Annotated in this window: 8 protein-coding genes and 1 pseudogene; 2 read left to right on the top strand and 7 right to left on the bottom strand. The window is 64.3% G+C overall.

Annotated features, from left to right (window positions below):
• Positions 1–43: 43 nt before the first annotated feature.
• A complete protein-coding gene (locus tag APZ21_RS05015) occupies positions 44–712 on the top strand; it encodes an MspA family porin (protein ID WP_054812011.1) in 669 nt (222 codons plus the stop codon).
• Between the two features lie 57 nt (positions 713–769).
• Here the strand turns inward: APZ21_RS05015 and APZ21_RS05010 are convergent, their stop codons facing one another.
• Together APZ21_RS05010 and APZ21_RS32745 are read right to left on the bottom strand one after the other, a co-directional pair.
• Positions 770–1,435: an MspA family porin gene (locus APZ21_RS05010; RefSeq protein ID WP_054812010.1), complete on the bottom strand. Its 666-nt coding sequence runs from the start codon at positions 1,433–1,435 to the stop codon at positions 770–772.
• Between the two features lie 117 nt (positions 1,436–1,552).
• Positions 1,553–1,693 (bottom strand): annotated as a pseudogene (locus APZ21_RS32745) (ATP-binding protein); the annotation flags it as partial.
• Between the two features lie 191 nt (positions 1,694–1,884).
• Between APZ21_RS32745 and APZ21_RS05005 the strand changes: the two are divergent.
• The gene (locus tag APZ21_RS05005) at positions 1,885–2,136 is read left to right on the top strand and encodes a transposase (protein WP_054812009.1); all 252 of its coding nucleotides are present in this window, start codon (positions 1,885–1,887) and stop codon (positions 2,134–2,136) included.
• 4 nt (positions 2,137–2,140) lie between these two features.
• On the opposite strand, the gene APZ21_RS05000 is transcribed toward APZ21_RS05005, so the two are convergent.
• The 5 genes from APZ21_RS05000 to APZ21_RS04980 are packed head-to-tail and all read right to left on the bottom strand — an operon-like array spanning position 2,141 to position 18,789.
• Positions 2,141–2,383, bottom strand: coding sequence for a hypothetical protein (locus APZ21_RS05000; protein WP_054812008.1), 243 nt, complete (start codon positions 2,381–2,383; stop codon positions 2,141–2,143).
• A complete protein-coding gene (locus APZ21_RS04995; protein WP_054812007.1) occupies positions 2,380–4,482 on the bottom strand; it encodes a UvrD-helicase domain-containing protein in 2,103 nt (700 codons plus the stop codon). The genes APZ21_RS05000 and APZ21_RS04995 overlap by 4 nt, the downstream gene beginning before the upstream one ends.
• Entirely contained in the window at positions 4,479–10,943 is a 6,465-nt protein-coding gene (locus APZ21_RS04990) for a DEAD/DEAH box helicase (protein ID WP_054812006.1), read from the bottom strand. Before APZ21_RS04990 ends, APZ21_RS04995 begins: the two co-directional genes overlap by 4 nt.
• Positions 10,940–16,015: a hypothetical protein gene (locus APZ21_RS04985; protein ID WP_054812005.1), complete on the bottom strand. Its 5,076-nt coding sequence runs from the start codon at positions 16,013–16,015 to the stop codon at positions 10,940–10,942. Before APZ21_RS04985 ends, APZ21_RS04990 begins: the two co-directional genes overlap by 4 nt.
• Entirely contained in the window at positions 16,012–18,789 is a 2,778-nt protein-coding gene (locus tag APZ21_RS04980; RefSeq protein ID WP_054812004.1) for a DEAD/DEAH box helicase, read from the bottom strand. Before APZ21_RS04980 ends, APZ21_RS04985 begins: the two co-directional genes overlap by 4 nt.
• Between the last annotated feature and the right edge of the window lie 9 nt (positions 18,790–18,798).

Here is an 18,798-nt window from a genome sequence, read left to right as displayed (position 1 = left end):
ACGACCTCCGCTCAATAGCATTCAACCCCGAGGGAAAGCAACCATGATCGATCGCAAGACCGCGGTGCGCCTGGCCGGTGCCGGTGCCGCCGCGACCATAGCGCTGGGCCTGTGCTCCACCGGCGCGGCCAACGCCGACACTTTCGTACCGCTGCCCGGCGGCGAGATCTCCCGCACGCTGACCGACGGCACCGTGGTGACCGTTCGCCTGGTCGGCGAATCCGCCACCATCAACCCCTCCATGGGTTCGACTCCGGTGCATCGCAACACCTGGGTCTCCGGCAGCGCCCAGGTGGAACTGTCCGGCCCCGGCGTCAGGAGCGGCGCCATCTTTCCGGGGTATGTCGTCGGGTGCCAGGTGAACATCGGCGGCGGCGGGGTGACCGGCGGCGTCGACGCCAAGTCCGATTGGGAGGGGAAGAAACCCGAGATCGGCGGCAAGACCGGCGGCAACCTGTCACTGGGTCCCGGCCAGGCGAAGGCGATGTACCTGCTCGATCTGGAAGAAGCCGACGACTACGGCGATGAATCGCACAAGACCCGCAACAAATTCAGCGGCACGAGTGGCAGCGTCACCTGGTCCGATTCCACGATCGGATTGTCCGGCTGCGCGGGCTACGCCCAAGCGCGCGCCTTCGTCAAGGTGAAGGTGTCCACCGATGCGGTCAGCTCCGTGGTGACCCTGTGGGGTCAGCCGTTCAGCATCGGCTGAGGCCAGCACACCGATCGCGGGGGTACCAGTGAATTTATACACTGATACCCCCGCTGCTCACAGCTCAACGGTGTCGCCGTACACGGTGACCGTGCTGTCCGCGGTCGAGGTACTGATCGTCGCCGCGGTGACCGAGCGCATCGTGACCGGGCCGAGACAGGCATCGACCTTGATGGTGACCCCTTCGGCGGTGATCGAGCCTCGCGACGCGGTCAGTGGCTTCTTCCCGATCTCGATGGTCGATACCTTGCCGGGCACGAGCGTAGCGGAGATGTTCGGCGTCAACGACGCGCGCGCACCGAGCGTCGCACCCGAAACCGCTACCCCGGCGTTTCCGCCGAGCGAGGCGCCGACACCCAGTCGCAGACCGCTGGAAACATCGACGGCGCAACCGATCTGATAGCTCAGGGTCAAAGTCCCGTTCACCGCATCAGGCAGGTTCACCCCGGCGACCTCGGCAGCGGCCTTCACCGCGACCACGCCTTCACGGCTCAGGGGCGAGTTCGCCCGGTTGGGCCTGCGGTCGAGATTCTCACCCGTCTTGCTGATGGTCAGCGTCCAGCCGTCGTCTGTCACGGTCTGGCGGAAGGTGTCGACCACCGGATCGGCACCGGCTACACCCCCCCCCCCCGCTACCGCGGCGAGTTGAATCGAACCGAGCAGTACACCGGCGCAGAGCGTCGCCGTACGTCGTGTGTGTGTGTTCATCTTGATCACGTCCATGTTTGTCTGCGGCCGACGCTGTCGATAGATGCCTCACAGCTGTCAACGGCGGCTGAATCCTGACCCCTTTCCGGCAGGTGAAAGTTGACCCCTCGGCCGGTGGTTCTTGGTTGGTTGTCAGTCTTCAGTTGTGCCGGCGGGCGGGACGCGGCCGAGGTCGCGGTCCTTGAGCCGGTAGCTGTCGCCCTTGAGGGCGATGACCTCGGCGTGGTGGACGAGGCGGTCGATCATGGCCGCGGCGACGGTGTCGTCGCCGAACCCCGCAAACGCCCAGGACGGGCCGCCGGCTAACCCGAGGAACGGGCTCGCTACGCTCGCAGCGAGGCACGTCTGCTGGAGGAATTCCGTGACGGCAGCCTGGAGGAATTAGCTGACGGTCCACACCAAACCGGCGCGTCCCGGCGATCGCGCGGTTGGGTGACCGATCATGGCTGACCCATGCTGGCGCGGTGACCGTGCGTGTAATCGACGCCGAGATCACCGTGCGCTGCGCGGGCGGACCACGCCGGGTCGAGCGGTACCGGTTGATCACCACACTGACCGACGACAAACGTTACCCCGCAAAGGAATTGGTGGATCTCTACCATCAACGGTGGGAGATCGAAACCAGCTATCTCGAACTGAGATCGACCATCCTCGGTAGGCGGATGCTACGCCCGCACCCCGGCCGGGGGTCACCCAAGAGGTCTACACCCTGCTGATCACCTACCAGGCGCTGCGCACCGCCATCGCCGACACCGCGTGGCCACAACAGGTTTCAGCCCCGACCGGGGTAGTTTCACCATCGCCGTGCATGCCGCCCGCGACGACCAGCTGATCCACGCCGCCGGAGTCCTGGCCACCACCGCGATCGACCTGATCGGCACCATCGGCCGCGCAGTCGCGTCCAGCCCGACCGCCGCGTCCGATGGGAGACGTGATCCGGTAACGGTCGGCGATCTCTTTCACGGGAGGAACCTGCTCTTCTTACCGTGCCAAGAGATCAGCACGGTGTCGCGGGCGCGGGTGGCGGCCACAAACAGCAGGGACCGGGCGCGTTTGAATTCCGCCCGATACCGCACCGGGTCGGCTTGTTTCATCTCGAGTACGCGTTTGGCGGGCACCAGGCTGTCGGCCACCCCAGCCAGGATCATGCGCTGGTATTCGAGACCCTTGAACCTGTGCATGGTGCCCACATGCACAGGGGCGTCGAGGTCCTGCGGTCCATCGGGGCCGATGACTGAAGCATGGATATCGTTGCTTTCCAGGCGTTTTACCACGTCGCCAACCATCCACCGCTCCGGCACAGCGACCGCGACGGAAGTAGTGGGCCAGCCTACGATCACCTCGGTGATCCCGTCGAGCTCGGCTTCCCAGGTCGGGTGGGACCGCAGCACAGGATTCCCGCCGCGGAGCACGGAGCGGAACCCAGCGAGGTCGTCGCTGCCTTCGTCGAGATCATCCCAGTCTTCCTCGCCGAGCAGTACCGAGGCGAGGCCGAGGATTTCGTGGGTGGTGCGGTAGCTCAGGGTGAGTTTGGCTGAACGTCCGCGGATGTTGGTGCCCAATTGCCCGAGCGAGACGTAGTGGCCGTAGAGCCGTTGATGGGTGTCACCGGCGATAAAGAGATCGTTGCGACCTTCGGCGACCATCGCGCGCAGCAGGCGCCAATGCGTGGGGTCGAGGTCTTGGGCCTCGTCGACCACGATGTGCCGATAGCGCCGAGGTGCGTCGCTGTCGTTTCGCACACGTTCGGTTTCCAGCTGGGCAGCCCGTTCGGACACCTGCCGGAAAGTCCACACCTGCTGGGCGTCGAGCCGCTGCACATACAGTTCGACCAGCCGCCAGATCACCGCGCGCGATTCCCGGCCGATACGCCTGCCCCGACCTGAGCGCCGGGCCTTGAAATATTGGGCGCGCGTGGCCACCCCTTGCCCGAGAATCACCTCGGTCCATTCATCGTGCAGGAACTCGGGATCCCATTCGAGGACACCCTCCTCGAGGAGCAGCTGCCGCCACTCCTCGACTGCCTTCGCGTCTGGAATCGCCCGCCGCCGAGACCCGCCGGACGACTCCGAGACGACCTTCCCGGCGAGCTTGTCGACCGGGATGATTTCGACGCGATCGAGGACCTCCGGTCCCCCGAGATCGACGAGCCGCTGGCGCAGATCGGCGGCGAGGTTGGTGTTGAACGTGGTGAGCAGGATGTCTTGTCCGCCGCCCGGCTCGAGTTCACGGGCCAGCCGCACCACTCGGTGCAGCGCGACGATCGTCTTCCCGGTCCCCGGTCCCCCGCTCACCCGCGCGGGCCCCTTGTAATCGCGTTGGACGATCGTGCGCTGCGTAGGGTGCAGGAACGTCTTCCACCGCTGGAAATCGCCACCTTCCAGGACCTCCTGCAGTGCGGTGTCAGCCGTGGTCACCGTCGCAGGCCGGGCCAGCGCGGACTGGTAGTCCTGAGCATCGATCGGTTCGGCAGCCGCCACGGGTGTGGTGACCTGCTCCATCACCTCTTCGGGCGTTTTCCCTACGAACAGCTCGAGCAGGACTTCCCCGGTGAGCTGGGGAGCGTAGGAGATGAGGGCCTGTAGCTCGTCCTCGGTGGTGAGCTTTGCGATCAGTGGCAGCAGCGGCTCTGCCACGCCGAGTTCGAGCAGGGTCTCGTCGGAGTACTTCTCGAACAACCCTGTCACCGTGGGAGTTTCATCCTCGGGCTCGGGCACGACGGTTTCGGCGGAGACCAGGTCGACGAATTCGATACCGCCGCTGACGGGGTTGATCTGGTATCGGTACCGGTCGAGGTTGTCGTAGACCTCCTGCCGCGATTTCACCGCGACGATCACGTAGTCCTGGTTGCCGGCGTGCAGTAGCAGCGCCCGGTAGTCGTCGTTGACTCGCGCCGAGTACAGCGGCGAGTTCACCTTCAACTGTTTGAACCGCAGGCCCGTCGTGGTGGGATCGTGCCGGAACTTGTGCTGGAAGTCGTAAATCGCGCCCTTCACCGGCCGCGGCAGCTTCATGATCTCGTCATACGCTTTGTCGAGCATGCGTAGTGTCGCGCCGCTCATCGTGTCCCTCCCATCCGTTCGGCGAGCTCGGCCGCCGTCCAATCAGCCGCAGTACGTACTTCCCAGCCGGCTTCCTTGAAAGCGGCGGCACATGCGTCCGCTTCCGGGTCACTGGAAAGCACAACTCCGACTTCGCCTGCGGGCCAGGCCAATTCTGCCTGCCAGGCTTGATCGCCGAGTTCGTATCCAACCGTCGGCACCGGCACGCCACGCGCCGCGAGCTCGTGAGCGAGTTCGGCGAGACCTGGTTCATCGGGGTCTATCAGGTCGAGCTGTTCACGCCACTCGTCCGGTATCGCGGTGCTCACCACCGCGGGCTCGGGTTCCGGGGCCTTGTCGTGGGGCCGTGGCGGTGGCGGCAGCGTTCGGTCGACGAGTTCGTCTTCCAACGGCAGCAGGCTCAGTGCGGTGAGGATGCCCGGTCCGCCCGCCGCGGCCAGTGCGTGCGCATCGAACTCGGGCAGCGTCGACAGTGCCAGCTGGCCGCTGTCACCGGCACCGCAGTCGAGGAATTGCAGGAGATTTCCCCAATACAGCCAGTTCGCCCAGCGCTTCTTGTGGCCGGTCTGATCGGTGGTGATCGTGGTGTCTCGGTCGTCGAGGACGGTCATCGCGCTCCAGGCCGGGGTGGTGGTCCGCTGATCCAGGACGATGGCGAGATGCCCGGCCGTCACGGTGGCGATCTTCCCGGCCGCGGGGGCGGGAAGTCGCTCACCGCGTAGCGCGGCCCCGAGCCGTTCGGCGACGCCGTCGGTATCGGAGGTGCTCTGGGCCGTGGCAGTCTTCACGGCCCCCGCGACGACGGCCTCGGCTCGGACGAGCCAACGCTTCTGATCCGGATCTGTCAGATACTCCAGTAGCGTGTCGACCGGATTGGTCCACATGGTCCGTACCAGATCGTCGGGGTCCGCGCCGGTCTTGCCGTAGACCGCACGCGCGACGTTCTGCGCATTGCCCTGATACGGCGCGACCAGAGGTTCCCGTGACGTGTTCGGTGCGAACCGGCGCTCCTCCCACGCCTCGATATCGTTCCATGTGATCTGGAAGACCAACCCCCGATGCGCCCGCAGCCGGGCCCGTTTCCGGGCGTCGTCGGCGATCCGGTTGTGCGTCGGGGAAGCATGGAATTCGTACCCGTCGAGGTAGACCGAGATCTCCTGGGGATGATCGCCGATCAGCCGGAACAGCACATCCGGGCGGGTACCGCGGATAGTGTTCTGCAGCAGCATCTTCCAGTGTCGTGAACTCCCGTCGGGCCCGACAATACGCAGATCGGCGGTACGTTTGCCGTTCACGAGTCCGGCGCGCACGAGAGTGCCCGGAGTGTCCTCACGGGCCGCCCACTTCTCGAGGCCGTCGAGAAAGCGCGCCTCCAGTTCGCTCTCCACCTGATCCCACAGCGAGATGTGATCGGTATCCGATACCGCCGCGACCTGCCAGTCCGTGAGCAGTTCGTCGAGCATCTCGAGCGCCTCGACCCGGCTCACCTTGTCGTACATATCTGGCCGGTCGTCGGGCACATGCGCCAACAGGCACCGGTGGCAGGCCGCCTTGGGCGGGTCCTCGTGCTGGCAGCCGCAGTCGCGCACGATGGTGCGGGCGGCTTCGAGCACCTCCCGGAATTCCGCCGATTCGGAGAGCCGATGCAGATATCCGGTGCCACCGGGCAGGGCGTCGTGCAGTACCAGGAAGCGCCGACGCCGACCGGTGTCGTGATCGGGCATGGTGGCGGTGACGATCCTCAGATGGTCGGGATCACCGCCGTATTTGCGGGCGACCCCGGCCATCAGCGCCGCCTGGAACGTCGCGGTCTTCTCCTCGGCGCGCAACGTCGCCACGGGCAGCAGGATGCGCAGCGCCTCGGTGTCGAGTTCGTGGGCGAGGATCAGCGCGAGGTAGTCGGCGTCCTTGGCCGACCGCCGGTAGGTGCACCAGGGCCGGTGATGTTTGCGGGCCGGATCCCAGATCGACGGCGCGACCAGTGCGTTCGACGAGGCGGGGGGCGGTCCGTCGGTGGTGGTCCCTCCGCACGCCGGACAGGTGTAGAAGGGATTCAACCGCACGCCTTCTCCGGCAAAGGCGTCGGTCGCGGGGCGGTCGTAGCGGGTGGCGCCGAGATTGAAGCGACGGATCATCGCGTGACGGGTGAAGTCGACGCCGAACACCGCGGTGGTATGCCGCCAGGACCCTTCGGCGATATCGGCAGGGTCGATATCGACGGCCGCGACCACCTCGTAGTAGGCGCGTTTGCGATCGTCCTGATCGTCGCGGATCCGGGCGTCGTCGCGGCGATCGTGCGCGGTGACCCGCACCGGCCGCAGCACCTTGTGCAGCACCCCGACCTCCCCGATGTCCTGCGCCCGGCACCGCGGACAGGGCGAGGTGTCGGCCACCGCGCGAGTGGTGCGGACATACCCGCAGTCCGGGCACACCCGCCAGTACTGCCACACCTGCCGGTTCGACGTCCCCACATCGAGTCCGCTGACGAAATGCTCGTAGCCGCGCATGTAGAAGGTATTGCCGGGGGCGAGTTCGGTGAGCGCCACCTGCGCGGGCCTGCGGTATTCCCTGACCTCGCTGTGGTAGTTGCGATCCCCATCGGGCCCGGTGTCATCCCAGGTGATGGTGGCTTCCAGAGTGGTCGATGAATCGATGAGCGAATAGTTCGGCAGTAGCCCGAGTTCGACGAGCGCGCCCTGGGCGTTCTGCGCGCCGATCTCGCCGATCCGCCGGTTCACCGCGCCGCGTTCCTTTTTCAGCGACTGTTTGACGATCCGGTTGTCCGCGTCGTCGAGCGAGTTCGCGATCGCGGTGTCGATGAGTTGGACGCGGTCGCGAAGGTCGGCGAGGCGTTCTTCCCACTGCTCTTCGGCGTGGGCCGTAGCGTCGGCGAGCCCGGCCACCGCGAAGTTGCGCAGGTCGTCGGACGCGGCCGCGAAGGCGGCGGCGTCGCTGTCGGCGGGGCCGCGCACTTCGGCCCCGAACAGGTCGAGGAACGGCTCGACCGCGCCGCAGGCGAGGGCGGCGGGCACGAAGGTCGCCAGCCAGCCCGTGGGACCGAACAGCGCCGAGGCTCGATGCGGCAGCGGCAGCACGCCGGGTATCCGGCCCCGGGCCGCGAGGTCCACCAGATGCGCGAAATACTGCCGGCGCAGGATCTCCACCGCCGCGAGATAACTTCCCGGCGGAACGATTTCGCCGTCGATCATGGACAGCGGCTGATCGAGGAAATACAGATCACGGGCCCGGCGGCCCACCAGCGTCACCAGGAACGCGTTACCCGTGCGCCGACCCGCGCGCCCGACCCGCTGCACATAGTTCGCCGGACCAGGCGGAAGCGAGGCGAGCACCACCGCGGAGAGCTCGCCGATGTCGATACCGAGTTCCAGGGTGGGAGTGCAGGACAGCACGTTCGGATCGTTGTAGCGCCGACCGGATTTGAACTGCTGTTCCACCTGTTCGCGCTGACTGCGTGTGAGCGCGCCGGTGTGCTCGGCGGTCACCACGCGCAACGGCGTCTCACCTTGGTACAGGTTCCGGTAGTAGTCGTTTTTGTCCAGGAGTCCTCGCACCGACAACGTGCCACCGCAGCGGTAGCGCGGGCACGGATGCCCGAGCCAGTCGTCGGCGTTCTCCGGGTGGACGGTCTGCTGCCAGGAGCACCGGTCGCACCCGAGGCCGGCGTCCGCCACCTCGTCGTCGTCGAGATACCGCACGCGGATATGTCCGGGCTGCAGGCCGTACAGCTGCGTGGACCCATCGGCGGCGACCCGCTTGGCCAATACATTCTCGGTGGCAAGCAGCGGGAGCAGCCGGGCCAGGAAATCGCCGGACTGCCCGCGCGCTAACCCGAGACACCGGGCCGCCCAGTCCTGCATCCAGCTCTGATCGGATTCGATACCGTCGAATTCGGAACCCTTCCTCGCCCGATCGCGCACGAACGCTGGCGCGGATAGGCCGTTCGGAAACGCGGGCATCCCGTCGGGCCTGCGGCCCCAGATCGTGCCGAATCGTTTCGTCCCCGCCACCGCGAGCCAGGTGTCCAACCAGCGGTGTTTGATCGCGCCGCGATAGCGCATCCGTTCGAGCAGTCCCCGCACGAACACCAGATACCGTGCAGGCGACTGTGTTTCGATCTGCCCGGAAACCTGCATGTGGGCGTCCCGCGCGAGCCCCGCAATCACCTCGGGATCATCGAGCACCACCTCGGCGGACACCGTGCCGGTGAGTTCAAGGGTGCGGCCCTGCCGGGACCGCAGGCCGAATTCGAGGATGGTCTGGAAGGCCAGCCGTTCTCCGATGAGATCCCAGGCTTGCGGGGTGCCGCTGGTTTCCTCCGCGAGGATGGCGTCGATCTCGGGCTGATCGTGCAGATCGGGCGGCACCACCGCGGGCAGCGATTCGGCTTCGGTGGCCGCGGCGGCGAGTTCGGCGATCAGGTCGTGCAGCAGGATCGGCGCTTCCGGGTCGAGCCTGCTGGTGATGAGGCGGCGAAGCGAGAACGTGTAGGAGCGGTTGGCGACAAATCCCGCCCGATGCGCGGCATCCTGCACGGAATCGTTGAACAGCAGCGTTTTCCGCTGATCCGGCTCGAGTTGCCCGCGCGAGAACAGCTGGGTGATCGCCACCGACGCGAGGCTGGCCAGCCCTGCGCCGAGGAAGCGAATACCCTGATCCATCCCGCAGGCCGGGCAGCGGTCTTGTGCCGCATTGCGGTTGGACTCCACGCTGGTACCGACATCACCCAGCACATATACCGTGGTGTCCCCGGCCGGCGCGGCGGGATCCGCCGGTCGCACGTGACCGTTATCCAGTACCAGCAGCCCGCGCACACCACCAGAAACGCCCGCGGCGACCTCCTCCTCGGTCGCCTTGATGAACGGACGCACCCGCTTGCTCTCGGACCCGACGCTGGAGCGGTAAATCTTGTCCGGAGCCAGCACCAGTTCCGCCGGATCCCGTTCCGGCGAATAGGCCGCCCACCCCGAACGTCCGCAATGCCGACAATAGACGGCAGGCAGCATCAGCCGCCCCATCGAATTCAGCATCGAATCCTCGTCGAGGACCGGCGCTTCCCCTTCCCAAGCGAACGCCGGCACCGCATCGACCATGCGCAGCAGCCGCGACACACCCCGCGCCCACACATGCGTTTCGATGAGCAGCAGTGGCTTCCCTGGATCGTCGGGATCCCGGGCTACCGACAGCAGCGCGATGAACCGGGCCAGCGCCGACGCCGCCTTGCGCGGGTTGTCACGGATCACCGCACCCCAGCTGTAAGCACCGCGTTTGGGCAGCGATTCCAGAATTTCGGGCAGCGTGCGCGGACGCCCGCGCGGCGGCTGCTCGTCGAGGATTTCCAGCACCGCGTGCGTGAGAATATGTTTGCGCAGCCGACTGCCCAGTTCCGGCGGGTTGAGCCCGGACATCCCGGTGACGACCTCGGCAATCTCGTCGATCGCTGTCGGAAAGCGCAGGGGGTCGGCGCAGGAGAGCAAGTCGTCCGGGGAAGGCAGCGGCAGCCCGAGGTCGAGGTCGTCGACGAAATCCGTGACGGCGAGCCGGTTCTCCCCGATCACCGACCCTTCGTCGAATACCACCCCGAACACTTTCCGCGCGACCTCCCGAATCGCCACACTGTCCCCGCCCTCACCGAGCGTGGCGGAGGTAGCGACCGGGCAGATATCGCCCAGCGGTTCCCCGGGCCGGGAGTGCCCCGTGGCGGCGGCCAAGCGCCGCAACAGCATGGCCACATCGGTGGCCTGGGCGCCGTCGTAGGTGTGGAATTCGTCCACCACCACATAGGCAATCCGGGCATCCGCCCACAGCGGCAAATCATCGGCCCGCTGCAACAGCAGGTCGAGCATCTTGTAGTTGGTGATGAGGATATCGGGTGGATTTCGCCGGATCTCCGACCGCATGGTCATCACCTTCGGATAACCGACCTCAGGGGTGTCACCGATATAGAGCGCCGCGGTCACCTCCTCCATCCCCGTCTGCGTGAGCAGTTCGTTGATGCGCTGCGCCTGGTCGGTGGCGAGCGCGTTCATCGGGTACAGGAAAACGGCCTTCACACCGTGATGCCCGGCGGCGCGTTCCCGGCGGCAGTGGTCGAGGACCGGGATGAGGAACGATTCGGTCTTGCCGGACCCGGTGCCAGTGGTGATAAGCGACGGTTCGGCCTTCTTACCGTTGGTGCTCAACCGCTCCCATGCGTTGGCCTGGTGTAGGTGGGGGACGAAGCCGGCGGGGATCCACTGGAGGGGGTTCTGCCACGTCTGCTCGTCGACCTTGCGGAACTTGGTACGGATGCGGAGGTAGGGGCCGCGGAAGATGCCCTGTCGAGGGTGTTCGAGGAAACGCTCCAGCGCCTCGCGGACTGGGGGTTCCGCGAGGGCGAACGTCGTTGTGAGGTACTGGGTGAGACTCTTCCGAAGCTCTTCTGCCGCCAGCGTTGGTTTCATGCAGGGGTCACCTCGCTGTCGGATTCACTCGGGACGGAGTATCCTGCCGCACGGAGACGGTCGGCGAAGTGGGCGTGTGCTTGGCGGTATTCGACCTCGCGATCCGCCCTGTAGAAAGGCGCCTGGTAGCTGTCTGGAGCCGGGCCGTTGGTTTCCAGATCGAGGTGGTCTACAAGCTGCTTGAAATGTTCCTTGGTTTGGCCATGGCCGTAAGCATTGAAATTCTCCGCGATCCGCCTTCCGTCTGCATCGAACCACATCGCGCTTTCGTATGTGACCAACTGAGGGAATCGCGCCTTGTAAGCCGCAAGAAGTTCCTCAACGCCCATTCCCAGCATTAGCGCAACGATTGCATCGATTTCGATCAGCGCGGTGCGTCTCTGATGTTCCGTTCTTAATGGTGTCTCTTCATTCCATGTTGGGCCAACGGATCCGAGAGGCAGGAGTTTGTTCTCGCAGATATTCCAGTGATCACTTTTCCAATCCTCATTATAGAGACGGCTCCACAGGTCTACGTATGCACGGGTTAGGCAATTGAGTCGCATCGTGCGCAAAATAAGTTGCTCGGCGAGCGGATGATCCACCGAGGGTGCAGGCATCCTGCGAGCGCTCGATGCGCTCAGATGTCCTTGTCCAGCGACACGCAGGAGATAGTCAATAGGCAGCCCAGTCCAGAATCCGGCAAACAGTACGGTTTCTCGATCGTGAGGCAACGCCATGCTGCGCACCAGGTTGACATGCGTTGGACCAGGCGGGATAATAACTGGATAGAGGCTACGTTCGGTATTATTGGGAATCATCTCTCGCCATGCAACCCGATAGAAATCGGTGTATACTCCACTCTTTCCTTTGAAAGTCCAGCGATCCTGTGAATTAATATAGGTTTCCCTATCACAAGCACGTGAAAAATCTGTGGAAGGAACAGCGTCAGCTGGCAACACAGTCAGGTCAACAACAGGATCATTTCGACCCATTAGCGGAGGCTGCTTCGAGAACGGTGTGGCAAGATTGAAGTGCGGTCCACGAAGTACGACCTCATCCCAGCTACTTGGATAGGACGTTTTCCAGACTATCAGACCACGTTTTTGGTCCCCCGATTCATCAAGACCCGCGCTGATACGGCTGTCGTAGCTGTCCGCACGAACCCTCACCTGGGAAAGTTGATAAATTGCACCCTGTTCCGATGCGGATACTGGGTAAAGAAGTTTTGCTTGCTCTGGCGGCTCTTCTGTATCACCTGTCAAATCCTGCCATTTCTTAAGCACCTCCTGGTCGACCTGAACCAGGCGGTCTCGGTGAGGACGCAGGTCCCAGTACCCACGATGCTTGATGCCGGGTTGCTCGCCTGTTCCGTCGTGATCAAAGGAGCCGACTAGCGCCGCTGGGTCATAGAGCCAGCTTATATGAATAAATTCAATATCTTTCTCATTGCCATAGACTTGGACTGCATACTCGATATTCCAGTCAATTTCCGAGAATAGAAGGCGTCGATTCTGGAAGTGCGCGTGCATTCGCAAGTGTCGGTAGGCTGCCGCTCGCAGTCTGCCGGTCTGCTTACCGGTGAAATGCGTATCTGGATGGAGCAATCCAGCTATCCCGCCGGCAGACAAGTTCTTCCAGGCTCGAACCATAAATGGTCTGTATAGGTTGGGTGCAGACCCAGAAAGTGTCGGGTAGGTTGTTTCAGACCCAAAGAAGGCAGCAGATCCAGTACTTGCTGTAAGCTCGCGGAGAACATACGACTTGGCTGAATCGCCTTCGAGCACATTACCTTTGCGTATTTCTTGATCACGGATCGGTGGTTTAGTTGTCAAAATGAACCAAGGATCCAGCTCGGCTAGAACTGACAACTCTTGCCAGTTCGGGCGAACCCACGGTGGATTCCCCACCTGTAGATCAAACCCGCTTCGGTTGAATATCTGAGCGAAGGCGAGTTCCCAGTGGAAGAAGCCCTGCTGTTCGGCAATGACCTCAACTGCGGTTAGCCATGGAAACCGTTCGATAAGCTTGAATTCCGAGTCCATGACCATATCGATCAGCAATTGGTCCTCGTAGTCCGACAGTTCCTTTAGGCCGGAAAAACTGCTGATGAGCGAGTCCCTGGGAGCATCGTCCCGACCCAAGACCGCTTCGGCGAAGTCAAGCCAGTCGTCCAGATTTTTCAGGGGAATGACGTCGCGGTTCGATGGAAATTTGCGGGCGCATGGAGATTTAAAATTCTTTGGATTGTCCACCTTCGCTTCGGCAAACTCTGCCAACTCCATCTGCTCACCGTCCAAGCTGAACAGCGATTCCGTGACAAATACCTGCTCAAATCCGCTTGGTCCCTCGGACTTCGCTGGTTCGGTGAGTATCGGCACGATCGACTTCACGAGGGAGCTCGCGTTGAGCTCGCGCTCGTATCGGACATCGCTCCCGTCGAGGAGTCCTGCCTTGTCCAGCGGCCAGAACCAGAGTGCGCACCACGCATCCATGACCTGCTTCAACCGCCAGTGCGGTGTCCCGGGTGCGGTGAGATCCTGATATACCTTCTCCTTGGGCACCGCATTCTCCGGCTGGCTGATCCAGTCCGCACCCCACACGTCGATCTTGCGACTAATCTCCCGTTCGGAGATCGTCAGCCGCTGAACCACCAGGTCCCACAAAAATTCCACCCGGCGGGCCAGCCCTTTAAGGCGCTGCATCTGCTTGGAGGGAGACCCGTTCTTACTCGGCCCGGCGACCCGCTTCTTGATCCCCTTCCGCCAAGCGGCCAGCTGCGCGGCTTCCTCGGGCGCGAGCGCCTTGGCTTCCTTGGCCCCGGCCACCGCACCCCACCCGTCGGCAGGGACCAGGAAGTGATGGATCTTCCCGGCCGGCACCGCCCCGGCGGAGAACGGCAGATCCTCGGGCGCCTGGGTGAGCCATTCCCCCTTGGTCAGCTGGGTCATGTCGTAGACTTTCCGCCCAGCGCCGATCAGCGAATTACCGCGCCGCAGATGCAGTCCGAACCAGGGCGCCTGCAACCCGGGGTGCATGACATTGAGCCACAGCGAGACCTCGGCCAGCTCCACCGCGGTCTCGTTCAAATCGACACCATACGAATTGTGCAGCGCGATATAAGCTTTCGCCTTCTGCAGCTCCTCTTCGTATCGATCGGGGTCGATGTCCTGCCCGAGCTCCCGCTGCCGCCGCTTCAGATACTCGGCCGCCACCTGATTGATGGCCTCATTGAGGAACGCCCCGGACCCGAGTGCGGGTTCGCAGATCTTCCAGCCCAGGATCTCCTCGGCGGAGGTCGTCGTGCCGTCCTGGTCGAGCCGGTATTTCAGGGCGAGCTGGACGGTGACCTTGGTGAGTGATTCGGGGGTGTAGTAGGAGGCGCTGGTTTCCCGGTCGCGGCCCGCGAGGCGGTAGACGAAGCTGCCCTGTGCATACCGCTTGTACTCTTCGGTCTTCGTCCCGTCTTCTTCCGTGCGCTTGACGAAAACATCCGAAGGATAGTCATTTTCCTTCGATGCGGGAATCATCCAGGACCCGTCCTTGTGATTGCCGTCCTTCGCGACTTCCAGAAGGTCCTCAGTGGCGATGAACCCGGTGTAGGACATCAGGCCCTCGTACACCGCGCCGAGCTGGTTGATCCCCAGCTGGGCGTAGGAGATGAATCCGCCACGTTCCCGCCGGCGGCCTTTGGCGAGCATGAGTTTGCGCAGTACCAGGTAGAGGCAGCCGTTGCGGAGGCGGGTGTCGACGGTGCGGCCCTCGTCATCGTCGACGGGGAGATCCTTGCGGATGAGGCGGATCGCCCGCGGCTCGAACAGGTCCGAGCGCATCGGTTCGAACCGCAGGCCCTCCCCGTCGGACACCTCGTCGCCGGTGCGCCGCCGGTGTCCGTCGTTGACCAGGCGGAACAGCAGTTCCAGCGATTCGTACAGGTGCAGGCTGTCGCGGGCTTCCTCGCCGGTGAGGTCGCGGACCACCAGGTCGCCGAGGCGGGCGAGGCTGTAGCCTTTGCCGTAGTCGGGGTCGTCGGTGGGCAGGATGCCGAGTTCGGGGCGCGCTTCGGCATAGAGCAGGAACAAGATTCGATACAGGTAGCGCAGGGCTTCTCGGCCGAGTTCCTTGGCGAAGGCCGCCGGCTCCATCACGTCTTCGGGGCAGGCGCCCTGGGCGCGGATGCGGTCGAGGATTTCGTTGGCGATGAGTTGGACCGATTCCTTGAGCCCATCGCGCAGATCCTTCGACACGCCGACCGCGTGATTGCGGGAGTTGCCGAGCAGATCCGCGAGCGGTTCGGCGCCGCCCTCTTCGGGCGGGAGCAGGGAGTCCGCGCCGAACAGGGCGGCGATCACGGACAGTTCGTCGATATCGTTGCGGCCCAGCGCGATATCGAGGCTCACGCCGAGGAATCGGCCTTCGCCCCAGGTGGCGCGATCGGCGAGGATCACCACGCCGCCTGCGAGGATCAGCACATAGCGGGGCGGGTTGTCGCCGGCGAACAGCCAGCGGGCGAGTTTGCTGGCGGAGGTGATCTCCTCGCGGTTGTCGAGTGGGACCGGGTCCAGGAGCAGGCCGGCCTGGTCGTCGTCGAGGGCGGCGTCCACGTCCACGGCCCAGCCGCACTCGATGGCGATGAGGTGGTCGTCGGCGTAGGCGACGCTGATGGTATGTTCGCGGCCGGCGCGCTCCGTAGCGAGCTCGCGGGGCTGGGCGTCGAAACCGAGGGCGCGCAGCACATCACCGTGCAGTTCGTGCAGTTTCTTGTGGTGTTCGGTGGTTTCGGCGGGGGTGAAGGTGTCGCCATCCCGACGCCGGGTATCGAATTCGGCGAAATAGGGGCGATCGGCGAAATACGGTTTGCCGAGAGCGCGCAGCCCTTGCCGAGGGGTCACCCCGACCGGCTTGCGCTGAGTCCCCTGATCCTCGGCGCCCGTCTCCTGAGTGCCGTGCTCCTGGTCGAGTCGGTGCTGCTTCTCCCTTTCGGTCCAGCGGGACAGCAGGCCGTCTTTCTTCTTCAGATCCTTCGGCAATACCTCGGCCAGATAGTGGGCCGAGAAGTAGTCGCCGCGATTGACGAGTGAATCGAGCCTCATCGCGCTGCCTCCTGCTCCGGAACGAGAACGGCCAACACTCGCAGCAGGGGTGCACCGGTGGTCTGCATGGCGTCGAGCAGCCGCTGCTGGCGTTCGACTGTTTCGTTGACGGACTGCCGTTTCCGCCCCAACTGGGTGGCGTCGAGGCCGTCGAGAGTGAGTTGTTCCCACTCCTGCAACCTGCCGCGATAAGCGTTGAGGGGGGCCACGACCTCGGCGTCGTAGATGTCGCGGCGGCTTTCGAGGTGGGTGCGGGCCAGGTCCACCACCTCGGGGATGCGCTGTTGCAGGGCGGTGAGGTCGCCGGTGCGGCCCGTATTGGTCATACCGGGTCCGACCTTCGCCGCGGCCAGCACCTCGGTCATCGGGGCCGGGAGCACCCCGGCGCTCGTCACCGCCATCCACTCGACCACGGTCGGCTGGCCGAGGGTGTTCGAGTAGATGCCCTGGATGAGGAAGACAGGTTCGCCGACCGCCGCGACGATCACCGGCGCCTTCTGGCGGCCCAGCCGGACCAGGACCTTATCGGTGACCCAGTCCACCAGCGGATGCAGATCCGAGAGGTAGGCGATATCCGGCCACATGGTCTTGGTGTCGCGGGCCTCTGTGAGTTTGCGCTGCGCCAGAGTTCGATCGAAGGTCACCTTCATACGCTTCTCGATCTTGTGCTTGCGCAGGTAGTCGGCAGGAAGTGCCGACAGCCGGTGCACAAGATCCGGGGGCGGGGTAAAGGCCAGCATGTCACCGTCATCCTCGAGATCGCCGAGCAGGCCGAGGGAGGTAATGGCCTCCTGCACGAATTTCTCGGTGCTCTCGAACAGCCGCGGGACATCGGCCGGTTCCGGATCGGCGTCCACTGGATCCACCCCGACCGAACCGAGCAGATCCGAGAGCAGATCGTCCATCGGACGTTCCTCGAGTGATTCCTCCACGGTCTTACCGTCGAGAAGATCCTGGATGAGCCTTTTCTCCTCGCGCTCGGCCCGGTATTCACCGCTCACGGCCTCCGCGGTGCCGATACTGCGATGTGCCGCTTCCTCTTTCGCGAGGAGTTTCTCGGCGACGGTGCGGTCGTCCTTCGCGCCCTCCAGCGCCGACGTGAGGATAAGCGCCTTGAACTGGGGCTGGAAACGCTGACCGTAGCGGTCGATGCGGCCGTTGCGCTGTTCGATCCGGATCAGGCTCCACGGGACGTCGAAGTGGATCAGATGATGGCACTGGCGGTGCAGGTTGACGCCTTCGGAGGTGACATCAGTAGTCACCAGGATCCGCACCGGGCTGTCGGAGAGGCCGAAACGTTCGATGATGTCCTGCTGGGTCTGATCCGACATACCGTTGCCGAGCAGTTTGTCCACGGCGCCCGCGGGGAGTTTCAGCGCGCGGGGCAGGACCTCGTGCAGCCAGTTCACGGTTTCGATGCTTTCGGAGAATACCACCGCCCGGGTGTCGGAGCGGGGGCCGATACCGATCTCGCGCAGTGCACCCAGGAGTGCGGCCAGTTTCGCCGAATCCTCGTCGCCCATTTGGGAGGTCAACTGCCGCAGCACGGTCAGCGCGTCGATCTCGCGCTGCTCGGTGGCGGACTTCAACCTGTTCGCCACGGTTTTGGCCAGCGCGTGGTGGGAGGAGAGGAACTGTTTGAGGAGGGTGTAGGGGAACAGGCGGTTCGAGGTCACCGGGCCGTCGACGCGCTGCTCGCCGGCCATCCACACCTCGGTGAGTTCGGCGAAGATCTTCTCCTCGGCGGGGGTTGCCGCGCAACGCACCGGCACCGACGGGCCGCGATCCGGCCATTTCGTGCCGATCTGGTTACGCACCTCGGAATCGGTCTTCGTGCGGCGGATATAGAGGTGGGCGATATCGGCCGCCTGGTAGTCCGAACTGTCGGCGATCGCCGCCGGATCGAGCATGCGGATGAGCTCGGCGAAGGATTCGCTGTTGCCGTTGTGGGGTGTCGCGCTGGCCAGGAGCAGAGCATCGGTCTGCCGGGACAAGAGCCGGGCGAGCTTGTTACGCAAACTCTTCTCACCGATCAGGTTGTGCGATTCGTCGATGACGACCGCATCCCAGGACATCTTCTCCAGATGCTGGCCGTACTTGCCCTCGTTCTTCAATGTATCGATGGAGACGATGATCCGCTTGTAATAGGTGAACGGATTGCGGCCTGCGGGGATCTCCCGCTGAATGCGTTCGATACCCACCGAATCCAACCGGATCAACGGGATGGCGAACCGGGTCCACAGTTCGTGCTGGAACTGTTCGAGCACCTGCTGCGGGGTGACCACCAGAATCCGCTCACCACGACCCCGGCGGATCAACTCCGCCAGAATGAGGCCGATCTCCAAGGTCTTACCCAGACCCACCACATCGGCGAGCAAGATGCGCGGACGCAACGCCTGCAGGGCTTTCACCGCCGGGCGCTGCTGATACGCCAAGGGATCCAACAGGAATCGATCGGCCAGGGCCAATCGCTTCTCGGTCTGTGGGAGCGGGGTGCGGCGCAGCACGGCTTCGAGGAACAGGCGGCTCTGGGCGAAACGGCGCGTGCTGTCGTGTTCGAGGATGGTGTCCTCGGGGCGCAGCAGGCTGATGTCGCGGTCGATGTCGGTGAAGAACACCGCTTCCTCATCGCGCACGAATTCCGAGGCGCCGACAGCGGTGATCCGGTAGGCGCTCTCCTCGTCGTCACGGTCGAGTTTCGCGCAGGTCCGGACGATCCACTCCGCATCGCGGACCTCGATCCGGGCGCCGGGCGGGTAGGGGGAGGTGGTCAAGACTCCGGT

Origin of the sequence: Nocardia arizonensis (assembly GCF_001310275.1) — a bacterium.
Taxonomy (GTDB): Bacteria; Actinomycetota; Actinomycetes; order Mycobacteriales; family Mycobacteriaceae; genus Nocardia; species Nocardia arizonensis.
Note: the sequence above shows the minus strand (reverse complement) of the source record. Positions and strands in the feature narration are given on the sequence as shown.